The organism is Pseudomonas sp. E45-MNA-CIBAN-0222, assembly GCF_040310405.1.
GTDB classification, from domain to species: Bacteria; Pseudomonadota; Gammaproteobacteria; order Pseudomonadales; family Pseudomonadaceae; genus Stutzerimonas; species Stutzerimonas stutzeri_AC.
Map to the genome: position 1 here is coordinate 14,654 of NZ_JBEOPU010000001.1, position 15,610 is coordinate 30,263.

The 15,610-nt window shown below is 60.4% G+C and carries 14 protein-coding genes and 1 pseudogene; 3 read left to right on the forward strand and 12 right to left on the reverse strand.

The features are described 5' to 3' along the window. Window positions 1-2: 2 nt before the first annotated feature. From AAEZ08_RS00080 to ccoN (AAEZ08_RS00120), 9 genes are all read right to left on the reverse strand, one after another. A complete protein-coding gene (locus AAEZ08_RS00080) occupies window positions 3-503 on the reverse strand; it encodes a FixH family protein (RefSeq protein WP_003285363.1) in 501 nt (166 codons plus the stop codon). Window positions 504-515: 12 nt separating this feature from the next. Beyond that, the gene (gene ccoG / locus AAEZ08_RS00085) at window positions 516-1,928 is read right to left on the reverse strand and encodes a cytochrome c oxidase accessory protein CcoG (RefSeq protein ID WP_181067261.1); all 1,413 of its coding nucleotides are present in this window, start codon (window positions 1,926-1,928) and stop codon (window positions 516-518) included. Window positions 1,929-2,065: 137 nt separating this feature from the next. Further along, window positions 2,066-2,983, reverse strand: a complete 918-nt coding sequence (gene ccoP, locus AAEZ08_RS00090) for a cytochrome-c oxidase, cbb3-type subunit III (protein WP_003285367.1) — start codon at window positions 2,981-2,983, stop codon at window positions 2,066-2,068. Further along, window positions 2,984-3,169 (reverse strand): CcoQ/FixQ family Cbb3-type cytochrome c oxidase assembly chaperone, encoded by a 186-nt coding sequence (locus tag AAEZ08_RS00095; protein ID WP_003285368.1) that lies wholly within the window; start codon window positions 3,167-3,169, stop codon window positions 2,984-2,986. 6 nt (window positions 3,170-3,175) lie between these two features. Beyond that, a complete protein-coding gene (gene ccoO, locus AAEZ08_RS00100; RefSeq protein WP_058065935.1) occupies window positions 3,176-3,787 on the reverse strand; it encodes a cytochrome-c oxidase, cbb3-type subunit II in 612 nt (203 codons plus the stop codon). 11 nt (window positions 3,788-3,798) lie between these two features. After that, window positions 3,799-5,226 carry a cytochrome-c oxidase, cbb3-type subunit I gene (ccoN, locus tag AAEZ08_RS00105; RefSeq protein ID WP_003285279.1) on the reverse strand — a complete coding sequence of 476 codons (1,428 nt, stop codon included), beginning with the start codon at window positions 5,224-5,226 and terminating at the stop codon, window positions 3,799-3,801. 352 nt (window positions 5,227-5,578) lie between these two features. Further along, window positions 5,579-6,514 (reverse strand): cytochrome-c oxidase, cbb3-type subunit III, encoded by a 936-nt coding sequence (gene ccoP, locus AAEZ08_RS00110; RefSeq protein WP_500123492.1) that lies wholly within the window; start codon window positions 6,512-6,514, stop codon window positions 5,579-5,581. Window positions 6,515-6,612: 98 nt separating this feature from the next. Then, entirely contained in the window at window positions 6,613-7,224 is a 612-nt protein-coding gene (gene ccoO, locus AAEZ08_RS00115) for a cytochrome-c oxidase, cbb3-type subunit II (RefSeq protein ID WP_013982574.1), read from the reverse strand. Window positions 7,225-7,237: 13 nt separating this feature from the next. Next, on the reverse strand, window positions 7,238-8,662 hold the full coding sequence (ccoN, locus tag AAEZ08_RS00120; protein ID WP_003285488.1) for a cytochrome-c oxidase, cbb3-type subunit I: 1,425 nt from the start codon (window positions 8,660-8,662) through the stop codon (window positions 7,238-7,240). 63 nt (window positions 8,663-8,725) lie between these two features. Between ccoN (AAEZ08_RS00120) and AAEZ08_RS00125 the strand changes: the two genes are divergently transcribed. Continuing rightward, a complete protein-coding gene (locus tag AAEZ08_RS00125; RefSeq protein ID WP_500123493.1) occupies window positions 8,726-9,415 on the forward strand; it encodes an alpha/beta family hydrolase in 690 nt (229 codons plus the stop codon). Between the two features lie 50 nt (window positions 9,416-9,465). On the opposite strand, the gene AAEZ08_RS00130 is transcribed toward AAEZ08_RS00125, so the two are convergent. From AAEZ08_RS00130 to acnA, 3 genes and pseudogenes are all read right to left on the reverse strand, one after another. Continuing rightward, entirely contained in the window at window positions 9,466-10,428 is a 963-nt protein-coding gene (locus AAEZ08_RS00130; RefSeq protein ID WP_500123683.1) for a methyl-accepting chemotaxis protein, read from the reverse strand. 273 nt (window positions 10,429-10,701) lie between these two features. Beyond that, a pseudogene (locus AAEZ08_RS00135) lies at window positions 10,702-11,034 on the reverse strand (PAS domain-containing protein); the annotation flags it as partial. A 343-nt stretch (window positions 11,035-11,377) separates the two neighbouring features. Further along, window positions 11,378-14,053 (reverse strand): aconitate hydratase AcnA, encoded by a 2,676-nt coding sequence (acnA, locus tag AAEZ08_RS00140; protein WP_500123494.1) that lies wholly within the window; start codon window positions 14,051-14,053, stop codon window positions 11,378-11,380. 164 nt (window positions 14,054-14,217) lie between these two features. Between acnA and rlmM the strand changes: the two genes are divergently transcribed. Further along, complete coding sequence (gene rlmM, locus AAEZ08_RS00145) at window positions 14,218-15,267, forward strand: 23S rRNA (cytidine(2498)-2'-O)-methyltransferase RlmM (protein WP_003285482.1); 1,050 nt, start codon at window positions 14,218-14,220, stop codon at window positions 15,265-15,267. A 64-nt stretch (window positions 15,268-15,331) separates the two neighbouring features. After that, window positions 15,332-15,583, forward strand: a complete 252-nt coding sequence (gene tusA / locus AAEZ08_RS00150; protein ID WP_272710303.1) for a sulfurtransferase TusA — start codon at window positions 15,332-15,334, stop codon at window positions 15,581-15,583. The last annotated feature ends 27 nt before the right edge of the window (window positions 15,584-15,610 follow it).

Below are 15,610 nucleotides of genomic sequence, written 5' to 3' on the forward strand. Positions count from 1 at the left end.
GGTCAAGGCGTCAGTTCGAGCGCATGGCCGGTTTCGATGGTTTTTTCTTCGTACAGACGCCAGTCCTGTTCGCCCTCGCGACCGATCAGTTCAATGAAGCGCCGGCCACTGACCGGCTCTTGCATTTGTCCCTGATACAAGCCGTCGCCCTGAGGCTGCAGAATGACGCGGCGGTCACGCTCAGGTTGGGTGGGAGAGAGCAGGTTGAGCACCAGCTGCTGGGGGCGACTGGCACCGCTCAGCTGCACTTCGGCCAGGCCGCGCTCGTCGTTGAGCACGAGCTGAGCGCGCATTTCCAGGCTTTCGGCTAGCTTCTCACGTTCCAGTGACTGGTTGATGCCCTTGCCGGCGTCGTAGTAGTTGTCCGCAACCAGCGAGTCGGAGTTTCGAATCGCGATGGTCAACAGTGACAGCCCCAGAACCACCGAGCTCAACAGGATTGCAATGACAAACCAGGCCCAGAACTGGGTGTACCAACGCGTTTGTTCGTTATCAGAGCGCATGTATTACCTTGCTTAGCGAATGCTTGGGCCGATGAAACGGCTGTCTGCATCATCGTTAATTGAATCGTCGTCTACCGAGCGAACGTGGAAGACGATTTCGTTGGTGCTTGAGGGAAGCTTTTCAGGCGCGATGGACAGCTCGACCGGGATGGTAACGAGCTCGCCGGCTTCGGCGCGAATCTCACTGCGGCCTTCGTAGACCAGGCCATCGAGGCCGGATGCCTCGATCACGAAGGTGCGCTCGTGCTGAGCCTTGTTCATGACCTTCAACGTATAAACGTTCTCGATGTTGCCCTGCTCGTTCTCGCGATAGAGCACGCGGTCCTTGAGTACGTCCAGCTTGACCAGCGGGCGATCGTAAACGGCGTACGCGAACAGACCCATCATGGCCGCCAGGGCGACGGCATAACCGATCAGGCGGGGACGCATCAGGTGCGTCTTCTGGCCAGACAGGTTGTGCTCGGTGGTGTAGCTGATCAACCCGCGTGGATAGTTCATCTTGTCCATGATCGCATCGCAGGCATCGATGCAGGCTGCGCAGCCAATGCACTCGATCTGCAGACCGTCGCGGATGTCGATACCGGTTGGGCAGACCTGGACGCACATGGTGCAGTCGATACAGTCGCCAAGCCCCATGGCCTTGTAGTCGGCATCTTTCTTCCGCGGGCCGCGCTTCTCGCCACGGCGCGGGTCGTAGGAAACGATCAGCGTGTCCTTGTCGAACATCACGCTCTGGAAGCGCGCGTACGGGCACATGTAGATGCACACCTGCTCACGCAGGTAGCCAGCACTGCCGTAGGTGGCGAGGGTAAAGAAGCCGATCCAGAACGCCGCCCAGCCGTTGACGTTCAAGGTGAGCAGGTCGGGAACCAGCTCGCGAATGGGCGTGAAGTAGCCGACGAAGGTGATTGCCACGAGGATGCCAACCGCGAGCCAGATGGCGTGCTTGGCCAGTTTGCGAAGGAACTTGTTGGCGCTCATTGGCGCCTTGTCGAGCTTCATTCGCTGGTTGCGATCACCCTCGGTGATCTTCTCCGCCCACATGAACACCCAAGTGAACACGCTCTGCGGGCACGTGTAGCCGCACCAGACGCGGCCAGCGAAGACGGTGATGAAGAACAGGCCGAAGGCGCAGATGATTAGCAGCCACGACAGCAGCATGAAATCCTGGGGCCAGAACGTCGCCCCGAAGATGTGGAACTTGCGATCCGGCAGGTCCCACCAGACAGCCTGACGGCCGTTCCAGTTGAGCCAGACGGTTCCGAAGAAGAGGATGAAGAGTACCGCGCCGCCTACGCGTCGCAGATTACGAAACAAGCCGCTGAAGGCTCGGGTGTAAATTTTTTCACGCGCGGCGTAGAGGTCAGCTGACGCTCCGGCCTTGGACGGGGGGGTTACATCACGAACGGGAATCTGCTCAGTCATCGAGTGCGTACCACGGCGGAAGGTGGGTGCCCCGGCCGATACGTGCCAACCAGGATCAATTTTCTGTCCAGCTGCGAATGGTACGCCCGGAGTTTTGAGGTCGGGTGCGACAGGACGTCACCCCCGACCTCGAGCAATCACTGCTCCGGTTGCTGCGACAGGCTGTAGACGTAGGCCGCCAGCAGGTGAACCTTGTCATTACCAAGGATCGCTTCCTGAGCAGGCATGCGGCCATTGCGACCGTAGCGCAGGGTTTGCTGAATCTGAGCGAAGCTCGAACCATACAGCCAGACATTGTCGGTCAGGTTCGGCGCGCCCATGGCTGTAACGCCCTTGGCTTCCGGTCCATGGCAGACTACACAGTTGGCCGCGAAGATTTTTTGACCCTGCTCAATGTCGACGCTAATACCCTCTGGGGTATCACGTCCGGACAGGCTGCGAACATAGCCAGCTACGTTGCGGATGCCTTCTTCGCCGATCACGTCTTTCCAGCCAGGCATCACGGCCTGGCGGCCGTGCAGGATGGTGGTCTTGATGGTTTCAGGCTCGCCGCCCCACAGCCAGTCGTCGTCGGTCAGATTCGGGAAGCCATAGGCGCCTTTGGCATCAGAGCCATGGCAGACCGAGCAGTTGGATGCGAACAGACGTCCACCCATCTTCAGGGCTTGCGGATCCTTGGCAACCTCTTCTACCGGCATGGCAGCGTACTTGGCATACAGCGGGCCGTATTGCTCATTGGCCTTGTCCATCTCACGCTGCCATTCCTTGACCTGGGTCCAGCCACCTTCGTAACCGGGCAGAATGCCCTTCCAGTTGCCTAGGCCGGGATACAGCACCAGGTATCCAAGAGCAAAGATCACGGTACCCACGAACAGCATGAACCACCAGCGCGGTAGCGGGTTGTCGTACTCCTCGATGCCGTCATAGGAATGCCCGACGGTTTCTTCGGTGCTGTCGGGGCGTTGTCCCTTGCGCGTTGCCAGTAGCAGCCATACCAGCGCGGCAATTGTGCCCAGGCTCAGCAGGGTGACGTACCAACTCCAAAACGAGGTCATTTATTTCTTACTCCTGGAAGCTTCTTCTTCACGCTTCTTGGCGTCGGTCTCGTCGTCTGCGAAGGGCAGGTTGGCTGCTTCGTCGAAGCTTTGCTTGCGTTTGCTGCTGTAGGCCCAGAGCACTACGCCGATGAAGGCGACGACTACCAGAATTGTGCCCAGGCCGCGAAGAGTACCGATTTCCATCATGCGTTACCGTTTGTTGGTTAGAGCAGTGCCGAGCACTTGCAGGTAGGCCACCATGGCATCCATCTCGGTCTTGCCACGGACGGCATCACGGGCGCCGGCGATGTCTTCTTCGGTGTACGGAACGCCAAGCATGCGCAGAGCCGACATCTTCTTGGCAGTGTCCTTGCCGTCGAGGGTGTTCTCGACCAGCCACGGATAGGACGGCATCTTCGACTCAGGAACTACGTTGCGCGGGTTGTACAGGTGCGCGCGGTGCCAGTCATCGGAGTAGCGGCCGCCGACACGGGCCAGATCCGGTCCGGTACGTTTGGAGCCCCACAGGAACGGATGGTCGTAGACGCTTTCACCGGCCACGGAGTAGTGGCCGTAGCGCTCGGTCTCAGCGCGGAAGGGGCGGATCATCTGCGAGTGGCAGCCAACGCAGCCCTCGCGGATGTACAGGTCCCGGCCTTCGAGCTGCAGCGCGGTGTAAGGCTTCATGCCTTCAACCGGCTCGTTCACTGCGTCCTGAAAGAACAGGGGGACGATCTGGGTCAGACCGCCGATGCTCACTGCCAGGATCATGAACAGGGTCAGCAGACCAATGTTCTTTTCGAGTATTTCGTGGTTCTTCATCTATCCGTTCCTCAAGCGATCTGCGCGGCAGTGTCGTACTGGGCTGACTTGGCGGCCCGTACGGTGCGCCAGGTGTTGTATGCCATCAACAGCATGCCAGCGAGGAAGAACGCGCCGCCGACTGCGCGGACGATGAAGCCGGGATGACTGGCTTCCAGCGCTTCGACGAAGGAGTAGGTCAGGGTGCCGTCTTCGTTGATCGCGCGCCACATCAGGCCTTGGGTGATGCCGTTGACCCACATCGAGGCGATGTAAAGCACGGTGCCGATGGTGGCCAGCCAGAAGTGCGCATTGATCAGGCCGACGCTGTGCATCTGCTCGCGCCCGAACACTTTCGGAATCAGGTGGTACATCGAGCCGATAGTGATCATCGCTACCCAACCGAGGGCTCCGGCGTGTACGTGGCCGATAGTCCAGTCGGTGTAGTGGGACAGTGCGTTGACGGTCTTGATCGCCATCATCGGACCTTCGAAGGTCGACATGCCGTAGAACGCCAGCGATACCACCAGGAAGCGCAGGATCGGATCGGTGCGCAGCTTATGCCAGGCACCCGACAGGGTCATCATGCCGTTGATCATGCCGCCCCAGCTCGGAGCCAGCAGGATGATCGACATCACCATGCCCAGGCTCTGCGCCCAATCTGGCAGGGCGGTGTAGTGCAGGTGGTGCGGGCCGGCCCAGATATAGAGGGTGATCAGTGCCCAGAAGTGGACGATCGACAGGCGATAGGAGTACACCGGACGCTCGGCCTGCTTAGGCACGAAGTAGTACATCATGCCGAGGAAGCCGGTGGTCAGGAAGAAGCCCACGGCGTTGTGGCCGTACCACCATTGCACCATCGCATCGGTAGCGCCTGCGTAGATCGAGTAGGACTTGAACAGGCTGACCGGAATTTCCAGGTTGTTAACGATGTGCAGCATCGCCGTCACCAGGATGAAGGCACCGAAGAACCAGTTACCTACATAGATGTGCTTGGCCTTGCGCTTCATGATGGTGCCGAAGAACACGGCGATATACGACACCCAGACCAGGGTGATCAGGATATCAATCGGCCACTCCAGTTCCGCATACTCCTTGGAGCTGGTGTAGCCCATCGGAAGCGTGATGACCGCAAGCACGATCACAGCCTGCCAACCCCAGAAGGTGAAGGCCGCGAGTCCGTCGGAAAACAGTCGCGCCTGGCAGGTGCGCTGAACCACGTAGTAGGACGTGGCAAACAGTGCGCAACCACCGAACGCGAAGATCACCGCATTGGTGTGCAATGGGCGCAGACGGCCGAAGCTCGTCCACGGCAGGTCCAAATTGAGCGAGGGCCACACCAATTGCGCGGCGATGAAAACACCCAGGCCCATCCCAATGATTCCCCACACCACCGTCATGATGGCGAATTGGCGAACCACCTTATAGTTATAAGCAGTCTCACTGATTGCTGTGCTCATGCAAGGCTTCCACGCTAATAGCATTTTCGAAGGCAAAAACGGCGGCAAGTATGGAGAAAGCAGGGGGGCAATGCAAACCGCGCCCAGGCTGTCTTTGCTGGCCAAAACCCTGATTTAAAGCGTTTTCCGTGTGCTGTGCAGGGAGATATCGCACCACGCCGGTGCGTAGGAAATTACGATTGCGCCTTATGGTTCTAGGCGGGATGGCGAATCGGAAGCACAGCTTAGAAGTGCTAGCGCGGAGGGGGAAGGACGTTGGTCAGTTTGCGATGCGACAGATAGTCGCAGAGTAGCGGAAGTTGCCTGGGGACAAGGCGAGAAGGGCGGTACGAGTGTACCGCCCTTTTGGGGCTCACTGGTTAGGGAGTTGTTCCGGTTTTTGCGACAGGCTGTAAACATAGGCGGCGAGCAGGTGAACCTTGTCGTCGCCCAGATATTGCTGCTGAGCAGGCATCTGGCCATTGCGACCATGGCGAATGGTCTGTTGCAGTTGGCCGAGGCTCGAGCCATAGATCCAGCCGGCAGCGCTGTTGAGCTTAGGCGCACCCAGCGCGGCCATACCTTCGCCACCCTGACCGTGGCAGACGGCGCAGGTCTGTGCGTAGACGTTCTTGCCTGCGCTGAGGTCGGCATCGGTGCCTTCCGGCAGCGGCAAGCCCGCGAGGTCCTTGCGGACGAACGCTGCGACGTTCTTCACGCCCTCTTCGCCGATGGCTTGGCCCCAGGCCGGCATTGCTGCGATACGTCCGTTGAGGATGCTGGTTTTGATCGAAGCGGCATCACCACCCCAGCGCCAGTCTTGGTCGGCGAGGTTCGGGAAACCTAGCGAACCCTTGGCATCGGAACCGTGGCAGATGGAGCAGTAGTTGGCGAACAGGCGAGCGCCCATTTTCACGGCTTGCGGGTCCTGTGCAACTTCTTCCACCGACATGGCAGCGTACTTGGCGAAAATCGGACCGTACTTTTCATCGGCATGAGCAACTTCGCGTTCCCACTGCTTCTCTTGAGTCCAGCCACCCTCGTAGCCTGGCAGAACGCCCTTCCAGTTACCCAGGCCGGGGTAGAGCACCAAGTACAGGATGCCGAACACCAGGGTGCCAATGAAGAGCAGGAACCACCAGCGCGGCAGCGGGTTGTCGTATTCCTCGATGCCATCGAAGGCATGTCCCATCGTTTGATCCGTAGTGCCGGCGGATTCGCCCTTGCGGGTGGCGAAGATCAACCAGAACAGAGCGACGATGGTGCCCAGCGTCAGCAGGGCGATGTATCCACTCCAGAAAGTGCTCATGTGCTACTCCTGGACAGCCCGAGCAACTCTGGCTGTCCGCGATTGAAGTCCCTGACGGCTGATTTGCCAGCCGGTCATTTTTTCTTGGTCAGTACGACTCAGCGCTTATTGGTCAGAGCTGTGCCGAGTACCTGCAGGTAAGCCACCATCGCATCCATCTCGGTTTTGCCGTTGACGGAGTCCCGAGCGCCGGCGATGTCCTCTTCGGTGTAAGGAACGCCAAGCATGCGCAGAGCCGACATCTTCTTGGCAGTGTCCTTGCCGTCGAGGGTGTTCTCGACCAGCCACGGATAGGACGGCATCTTCGACTCAGGAACTACGTTGCGCGGGTTGTACAGGTGCGCACGGTGCCAGTCATCGGAGTAGCGGCCGCCGACACGGGCCAGATCCGGTCCGGTACGCTTGGAGCCCCACAGGAACGGATGGTCGTAGACGCTTTCACCGGCCACGGAGTAGTGGCCGTAGCGCTCGGTCTCAGCGCGGAAGGGGCGGATCATCTGCGAGTGGCAGCCAACGCAGCCCTCGCGGATGTACAGGTCCCGGCCTTCGAGCTGCAGCGCGGTGTAAGGCTTCATGCCTTCAACCGGCTCGTTGACGGAGTCCTGGAAGAACAGCGGGACGATCTGGGTCAGACCGCCGATGCTTACCGCCAGGATCATGAACAGGGTCAACAGACCTACGTTCTTTTCTAGTTTCTCGTGCGATTTCATTTACCTAGGCTCCTCAGGCGATCTGCGCGGCAGCGTCGTACTCGGCGGGCTTGGCAGCCTGCACGGTGCGCCAGGTGTTGTAGGCCATCACCAGCATGCCGGCGAAGAAGATCGCACCACCGATCATCCGTACTACGAAGCCGGGGTGGCTGGCTTCCAGCGATTCGACGAAGGAGTAGGTCAGCGTGCCGTCGTCGTTGATCGCACGCCACATCAGGCCCTGCGCGATACCGTTGACCCACATCGAAGCGATGTAGAGCACGGTGCCGATGGTGGCTAGCCAGAAGTGGGTGTTGATCAGACCGATACTGTGCATCTGCTCGCGGCCGAACACTTTCGGGACCAGGTGATACAGCGCGCCGATGGAGACCATTGCAACCCAGCCGAGGGCGCCAGCGTGTACGTGGCCGATGGTCCAGTCGGTGTAGTGGGACAGGGCGTTGACGGTCTTGATCGCCATCATCGGACCTTCGAAGGTCGACATGCCGTAGAACGCCAGCGAAACCACCAGGAAGCGCAGGATCGGGTCGCTACGCAGTTTGTGCCAGGCACCCGACAGCGTCATCATGCCGTTGATCATGCCGCCCCAGCTCGGAGCCAGCAGAATCAGCGACATCACCATGCCCAGGCTCTGTGCCCAATCTGGCAGCGCGGTGTAGTGCAGGTGGTGCGGGCCGGCCCAGATGTAGACGGTGATCAGTGCCCAGAAGTGAACGATCGACAGGCGATACGAATACACCGGGCGCTCGGCCTGCTTAGGCACGAAGTAGTACATGATCCCGAGGAAGCCGGCGGTGAGGAAGAAGCCCACGGCGTTGTGGCCGTACCACCATTGCACCATCGCATCGGTCGCACCGGCATACAGCGAATAGGACTTCATCGCGGTAACCGGGATTTCCAGGTTGTTGACGACATGCAGGATCGCTACGGTCAGGATGAAGGCACCGAAGAACCAGTTACCGACGTAGATGTGCTTGACCTTGCGCTTAGCCAGCGTCCCGAAAAAGACGACCGCATAGGCCACCCAGACGATGGTGATCAGGATGTCGATCGGCCACTCCAGTTCCGCATACTCCTTGGAGCTGGTGAAACCCAGCGGCAGGGATATTGCGGCGAGCAGGATGACCAACTGCCAACCCCAGAAGGTGAACGCGGCCAGCTTCGGCGCGAACAGGGTGGTCTGGCAGGTGCGCTGAACCGAGTAGTAGGACGTTGCGAACAGTGCACAGCCGCCAAAGGCGAAGATCACCGCGTTGGTGTGCAATGGACGTAGTCGACCGAAACTGGTCCACGGGAGGTCGAAGTTCAGAAATGGCCAGGCCAATTGTGCTGCGATGAAAACGCCGAGCCCCATCCCGACGATTCCCCACACCACCGTCATGATGGCGAATTGGCGGACCACCTTGTAACTGTAGGCGGTACTGGTTGCTGTGTTCATGTATGGGCTTCCATCCACGGGTAATGAGCAGTTTTTTTCTTTCTAATAGAAAGCGAGGCAAGGATGGGGAAAGGGCAATCTGCCGGTATTGACACGGATCAATACACACAAAGTGACAAAGGACATCTCGTCAGCTGGAACCAACCGCAGGGAGATACCTGGGCCAGCCTGATCCTGGCCCATGGTGCGGGTGCGCCAATGGACAGTCCGTTCATGAACGAAATGGCTGAGCGCCTTGCGGGGCGTGGTATTGCGGTGTGTCGCTTCGAGTTCTCCTACATGGCTGCGCGTCGTACGGAAGGCCGTAAGCGGCCGCCCAGCCCACAGGCGCATCTGCTTGCGCAATGGCGCGAAATCCATGCTCTGGTGCGACAGCAGGCCACAGGGCTTTTGGCCGTTGGCGGCAAGTCGATGGGCGGCCGCATGGCCAGCCTTTTGGCCGATGAAACAGGGGTGGATGCGCTGGTCTGCCTGGGCTATCCGTTCCATCCTGCTGGCAAGCAGGACAAGCCTCGGGTTGCCCATCTCGCAGCGCTGCAAACGCCGACGCTGGTCGTACAAGGCGAGCGCGATGCACTGGGCAGTCGCGAGACGGTTGAGCAGTACAGGTTGTCACCAGCGATCAATGTGCACTGGCTCGCGGCGGCAAATCACGACCTAGAGCCGTTGAAGCGCTCGGGGCTGACCCATGATCAGCACCTGAATAGCGCCGCCGATGCAGTGGCGGCTTTCCTGCGTGGTTTGGTGAGGTAATGAGCTGCTATCCACGGCCGACGCCTCACGACAACGGCCGTGGATCGCCCTCAGCGGTTGAACCGCTCCACCAGCGAGTACTGACCTTCCGCGGTCGCAGTGAGTTCTTCGCTGAGCAATGCCGAGCTGCGGGCATCCCCCGAGGTCTGGTCGGCGAGGCGGGCAATGGTACTGACGTTGTGGCTGATCTCATCAGCGACCGCGCTTTGCTGCTCCGTAGCAGACGCGATCTGTGTGGTCATGTCGATGATATTGCCCATCGCTTCATTGATGCCGGCGAGGGCCTGGTCGGCCTGGGCCACCTGATCGACGCCACGGGCGGCATGCACGTGGCCATCTTCGGTTGTCTGCACTGCATGACGCGCCTGAGACTGCAATCTCTCGATCAGCTGATGAATCTCGCCGGTGGCTGAAGTCGTGCGCTGGGCGAGCTGGCGTACTTCATCTGCCACCACAGCGAATCCGCGCCCGCTTTCGCCTGCCCGTGCGGCCTCGATGGCTGCGTTGAGCGCCAGCAGGTTGGTCTGGTCGGCAATGCTCTTGATCACGTCGACCACACCGCCAATCGCGTCGCTGTCGTTCGCCAGTTGATTGACCGCTTCACCCGTCTTGGCTACCGAGTCGGAAAGCTGCTGGATCGCGATACGTGTTTCGGCGGTAACCTCACGGCCATGAACAGTCAGGCGACTCGCTTCTCTGGTTGCCTCGGCCGCTAGCGCGACGTTGCTTGCCACCTCCTGTGTGGTGGCAGCCATTTCGTTGATGGCTGTTGCAACCTGCTCGGTCTCCTGATGCTGCTGCACAAGACCATTGGCGCAGTTCTGTGCCAGGGAGTCGGCCTGCTTGGCTTGGCCCTGAAGATGGATAGCGGTGTCTTGCAAGCGAGTCAGACAGGTCTTCAGGTGAGCCTGCTGGCTGAGCATCGCCATCTCCAGTTGCGCCTCGACACCTCGGCTATCGGTGTACATGCATGCGATAAGCGGGTCACTGGTGGTCTCACGTGCCAGCTGCATCAGACGTTTCAGCCCTCTCTGCTGCCACTGTAGCCCCGCCAGGCCCAGCGGCACGGACAGCAGCGCTGCCGCAAAGAATGCCAGCGGATGATCGAATCCAGCGCCGACGAAAAAGCCGATCTGGCTGATGACAATGAACGGTATCCACTTGCTCAGGATCGGTAGCCAGGTGTCGCGGCGGGGCACCCCGCTTTTACCGGAGTTGATGCGCGCATAGAGCGCTTCCGCCCGCTGGACCTGCTCGCGGGTCGGCTTGGTCCGCACGGACTCGTAGCCCGTGACTTGCCGTTGTTGATCGAGAATGGGGGTGACGTAAGCATTGACCCAGTAATGATCGCCAGTCTTGCGGCGGTTTTTGACGATACCCATCCAAGGCTTGCCCTGCTTGAGGGTCGACCACATGTGCTCGAACACGGCCGGAGGCACATCGGGATGACGAACAAGGTTATGCGGGGCGCGAATCAGTTCTTCGCGATCAAAACCACTGACCTCGGCGAAGATGCTGTTGCAGTAGGTAATCTGGCCCTTCAGGTCGGTGGTTGAGACGAGTCGTTTCTGGTCTGGGAAGGCGTATTCACGTTGAGTTACGGGCTGGTTATTACGCATCGACAATCACGCCTGGCAAAAGGTGTTTGTAAGGTAGCGAGCCTGGCTTCTGGTTTTTTTAAGTCTCAGGCTGACTTATGGGTCGGCCGCAGCGAGGCGTTCTTGAGGAAAACCTGATTCGTGGATCAGCTTCGGGATACAGACGACCAGCGGCGGACGATGCTTAATCTGTTTGCAACGTCGTTGATTCATTTTTGAATGGTATTCGGGGGCTTCGCGCTATGGGCGATGCAAATGATGGAGCCGGATATAGGGCATGGACGCTTAGGGCAGCTGGAGAACAGGTGTTGAGGGATCAACAGGCGCCGGTGCGAAGGGACACGCACCGGCGCTTTCTGTTTTCTCAGCTTGCGATGAGTTGACGCAACACGTAATGCAGAATGCCGCCGGCCTTGAAGTACTGCACCTCGTTGAGTGTGTCGATGCGGCTCAGCACCTGAAACGAGGCACGCGAGCCATCGGCGCGCTCCACATCCACAGTCAGCATTTGACGTGGCTTGATATCGGCGTCGAGTCCGCGAATCGACAGTTTTTCCGTGCCGTTCAGTCCCAGTGACTGACGCGTCTGATCGTCGACGAACTGCAAGGCCAGCACGCCCATGCCAATCAGATTGGAGCGATGGATGCGCTCGAAGCTCTCCGCGATCACCGCTTTCACCCCCAGCAGGTTGGTGCCCTTGGCTGCCCAGTCACGACTGGAGCCGGTGCCATATTCCTTGCCGGCGATCACCACCAGCGGTACGCCCTCGGCCTGGTAGCGCATGGCGGCGTCGTAGATCGAGAGCTTCTCGCCACTCGGCTGATAGAGCGTGTTGCCACCTTCCTCCCCGCCGAGCATCTCGTTCTTGATGCGGATATTGGCGAAGGTGCCGCGCATCATCACCTCGTGGTTGCCGCGCCGCGAACCATAGGAGTTGAAGTCCTCCGGCGCCACGCCCAGCGACTGCAGATAGGTGCCGGCCGGTGAGCTGGCCTTGATATTGCCGGCCGGTGAGATGTGGTCGGTGGTTATCGAGTCGCCGAACAAGGCCAGCACGCGAGCGTTCTCGACGTCTGCCGGTGGGGTCGGAGGCTGGCCGATATCCTCGAAGTAGGGCGGGTTCTGCACGTAGCTGGAGCCAGCGTCCCACGCGTAGGTATCTCCGGCGCTGACCGGAATCTTCTGCCAGTGCTCGTCGCCGCTGAACACGTCGGCATAACGGCTGCGGAACATCTGGCCATCGATGCTCGCCACCGCTTCGGCGATTTCCGCGCTGCTTGGCCAGATGTCCTTCAGGTACACCGGCTGGTTTTGCGCGTCATAGCCCAGCGGTTCGCGGTCCATGTCGATGCGTGTGGTGCCGGCCAGTGCAAAGGCGACCACCAGCGGCGGCGAGGCCAGCCAGTTGGCCTTGACCAACGGATGTACGCGCCCTTCGAAGTTACGGTTGCCAGACAGTACGGAAGAAACGATCAGATCGTTATCGGTGATCGCCTGGCCGATGGCATCCGGCAGCGGCCCGGAGTTGCCGATGCAGGTGGTGCAGCCGTAGCCCACCAGGTTGAAGCCGAGTTCGTCGAGATAGCGGGTCAGGCCGGCGCGCTTGAGGTAGTCGGTCACCACCTTCGAGCCGGGCGCCAGAGAGGTTTTGACCCAGGGTTGGCGTTGCAGGCCGCGCTCGATGGCCTTCTTCGCAACCAGGCCGGCGGCCATCAGCACGTTCGGGTTCGAGGTATTGGTGCAGGAGGTGATGGCTGCGATCACCACCGCGCCGTGCTTGAGCTGGAACTGTTCACCGGCGACCGCAAACTCGGTATCGGTCTGCTGCTTGCGCCCGCTGGTTTCAAGCAGCAGGTCGAAGTTCGCGCCGATATCGCCAAGGGTCACACGATCCTGCGGACGTTTCGGTCCGGCCACGGACGGGCGCACCTGGCTGAGATCGAGTTCCAGAGTGGCGGTGAACTCCGGGTCGGGCGAGTTGGTGTCGCGCCACATGCCCTGCGCCTTGCTGTAGGCCTCGACCAGCGCGATGCGCTCGTCATTGCGGCCTGTCAGGCGCAGGTAATCGATGGTCACCTGGTCGACCGGGAAGAAGCCGCACGTGGCGCCGTATTCCGGGGCCATGTTGCCGATGGTGGCGCGGTCGGCCAGCGGCAGGTGATCCAGGCCGGGGCCGAAGAACTCGACGAACTTTCCGACCACTCCGTGCTTGCGCAGCATCTGCGTGACGGTCAGCACCAGGTCGGTGGCGGTGACACCTTCATTGAGCTTGCCGGTCAGGCGGAAGCCGATCACTTCCGGGATCAGCATCGACACCGGCTGGCCGAGCATTGCCGCCTCGGCCTCGATGCCGCCGACACCCCAGCCCAGCACGCCGAGGCCATTGATCATGGTGGTGTGCGAGTCGGTGCCGACCAGGGTATCCGGGTAGGCATAGGTTTCGCCGTTCTCGTCCCGGGTCCAGACCACCTGGCCGAGGTATTCCAGATTCACCTGGTGGCAGATGCCGGTGCCCGGTGGCACCACGGCGAAGTTGTCGAATGCCTGCTGGCCCCAGCGCAGGAACTCGTAGCGCTCGCCGTTGCGCTGCATCTCGATCGCGACGTTCTGCTCGAATGCCTGATCGTTGCCGAAACGGTCGACCATCACCGAGTGGTCGATGACCAGGTCCACCGGCGACAGCGGGTTGATCTTCTGCGGATCGCCGCCGGCCTTGGCCACGGCGTCGCGCATGGCTGCAAGATCGACGACTGCCGGGACGCCGGTGAAGTCCTGCATCAGTACGCGGGCAGGGCGGTACTGGATCTCCATCGTGGAGCTGCGCGTGTCCAGCCAGCGCACCAGGGATTTCAGGTCGTCGGCGCGCACCGTCTGGTTGTCTTCCCAGCGCAGCAGATTCTCCAGCAGCACCTTGAGAGAAGTTGGCAGGCGGCTGATGTCGCCCAATTGAGCTGCCGCATCGGGCAGGCTGTAGTAGTGATAAGTCTTGCCGGCAACTTCGAGGCTGCGACGGCAATTCAGGCTATCCAGGGAAGGCATTCCTCATCTCCTTGTGCCCACACGGTAAGGGCTGGCTGATGAATGAGCGGTGAAGCCGGAAGGGCTTCGCTACTGCACTGGACCGGGTCATGCGGGCGAGGGTTCCCGCGGTCGGCTATGATGCGCGGCTTTGGCGCATGCCCGATCGCTGACAGGATTCGAAGATGAACACATTGCTGCTGCATTGCCGACCCGGCTTCGAGGGCGAGGTCTGCTCGGAAATCAGCGAACACGCCGCCGTGCTCGAAGTCGCCGGCTACGCCAAGGCGCGTCCGGAGAGCGCCTGCGCCGAGTTCGTATGCAGCGAAAGCGGGGGCGCCGAGCGCTTGATGCGCAAGCTACGGTTTGCTGAGCTTATCTTTCCCCGGCAATGGGCACGCGGTGAATACCTGCAACTTCCTGAAACGGATCGCATCAGCGTATTGCTGGAGTACCTGGGGAATTACCCGGTCTGCAGCGGGCTGTGGCTGGAAGTGCTGGATACCAACGACGGCAAGGAGCTATCCAACTTTTGCCGCAAATTCGAGGCGCCGCTGCGCAAGGCGCTGCTCAAGGCCGGTCGGCTCGATGAGCAGGGCAAAGGCCCGCGACTGCTACTGACCTTCAAGAGCGGCCGTGAGGTATTCGTCGGCATCGCCGAGGCCCATAACAGCGCGCTGTGGCCTATGGGCATACCGCGGCTGAAATTTCCGCGCCAGGCGCCAAGCCGCTCCACGCTCAAGCTGGAGGAGGCCTGGCACCATTTCATCCCGCGCGATCAATGGGATGCGCGATTGGCTGCGGGCATGACCGGGGTCGATCTCGGTGCGGCTCCCGGCGGCTGGACCTGGCAGCTGGTCAACCGGCACATAAAGGTCAGCGCAGTGGACAACGGCCCGATGAATCCCGAGCTGATGGATTCCGGTCTGGTGGAGCATTTCCGTGCGGATGGTTTCACGTTTCGGCCGCGCAAACCGGTGAACTGGATGGTCTGCGATATCGTAGAAAAGCCGGCGCGCAATGCGGCTTTGCTGGAAACCTGGATCGGCGAAGGCCTGTGCCGCGAAGCGGTGGTAAACCTCAAGCTGCCGATGAAGCAGCGTTATGCGGAGGTGAAACGGTTGCTTGAGCGCATCGCCGATGGGCTGGCTGCGCGTGGCGTCAAGGCGAGTATTGGCTGCAAGCAGCTGTATCACGATCGGGAGGAGGTGACCTGTCATCTGCGACGCCTCTGACGCCGAACGGATGACCTGTCCGTGCGCTTGCGCGACAATGCCGACCTGTTTTCCGGAGCCCAAGATGACTCAATCAGCTGAAATGTCTGTCGATGCCGTACTCGATGCCAGCGGCCTGAATTGCCCCGAGCCGGTGATGATGCTGCACAACAAAGTGCGTGATCTTGCCGGTGGCGCGTTGCTCAAGGTTATCGCTACCGACCCCTCGACCCAGCGCGATATTCCCAAGTTCTGCATTTTCCTTGGCCACGACCTGGTCGAACAGCAGGAAACTGCGGGCACTTACCTCTACTGGATTCGCAAGAAGAGCGGGTGACCGGCGGAAGTTGCGATCCGGTCGTTA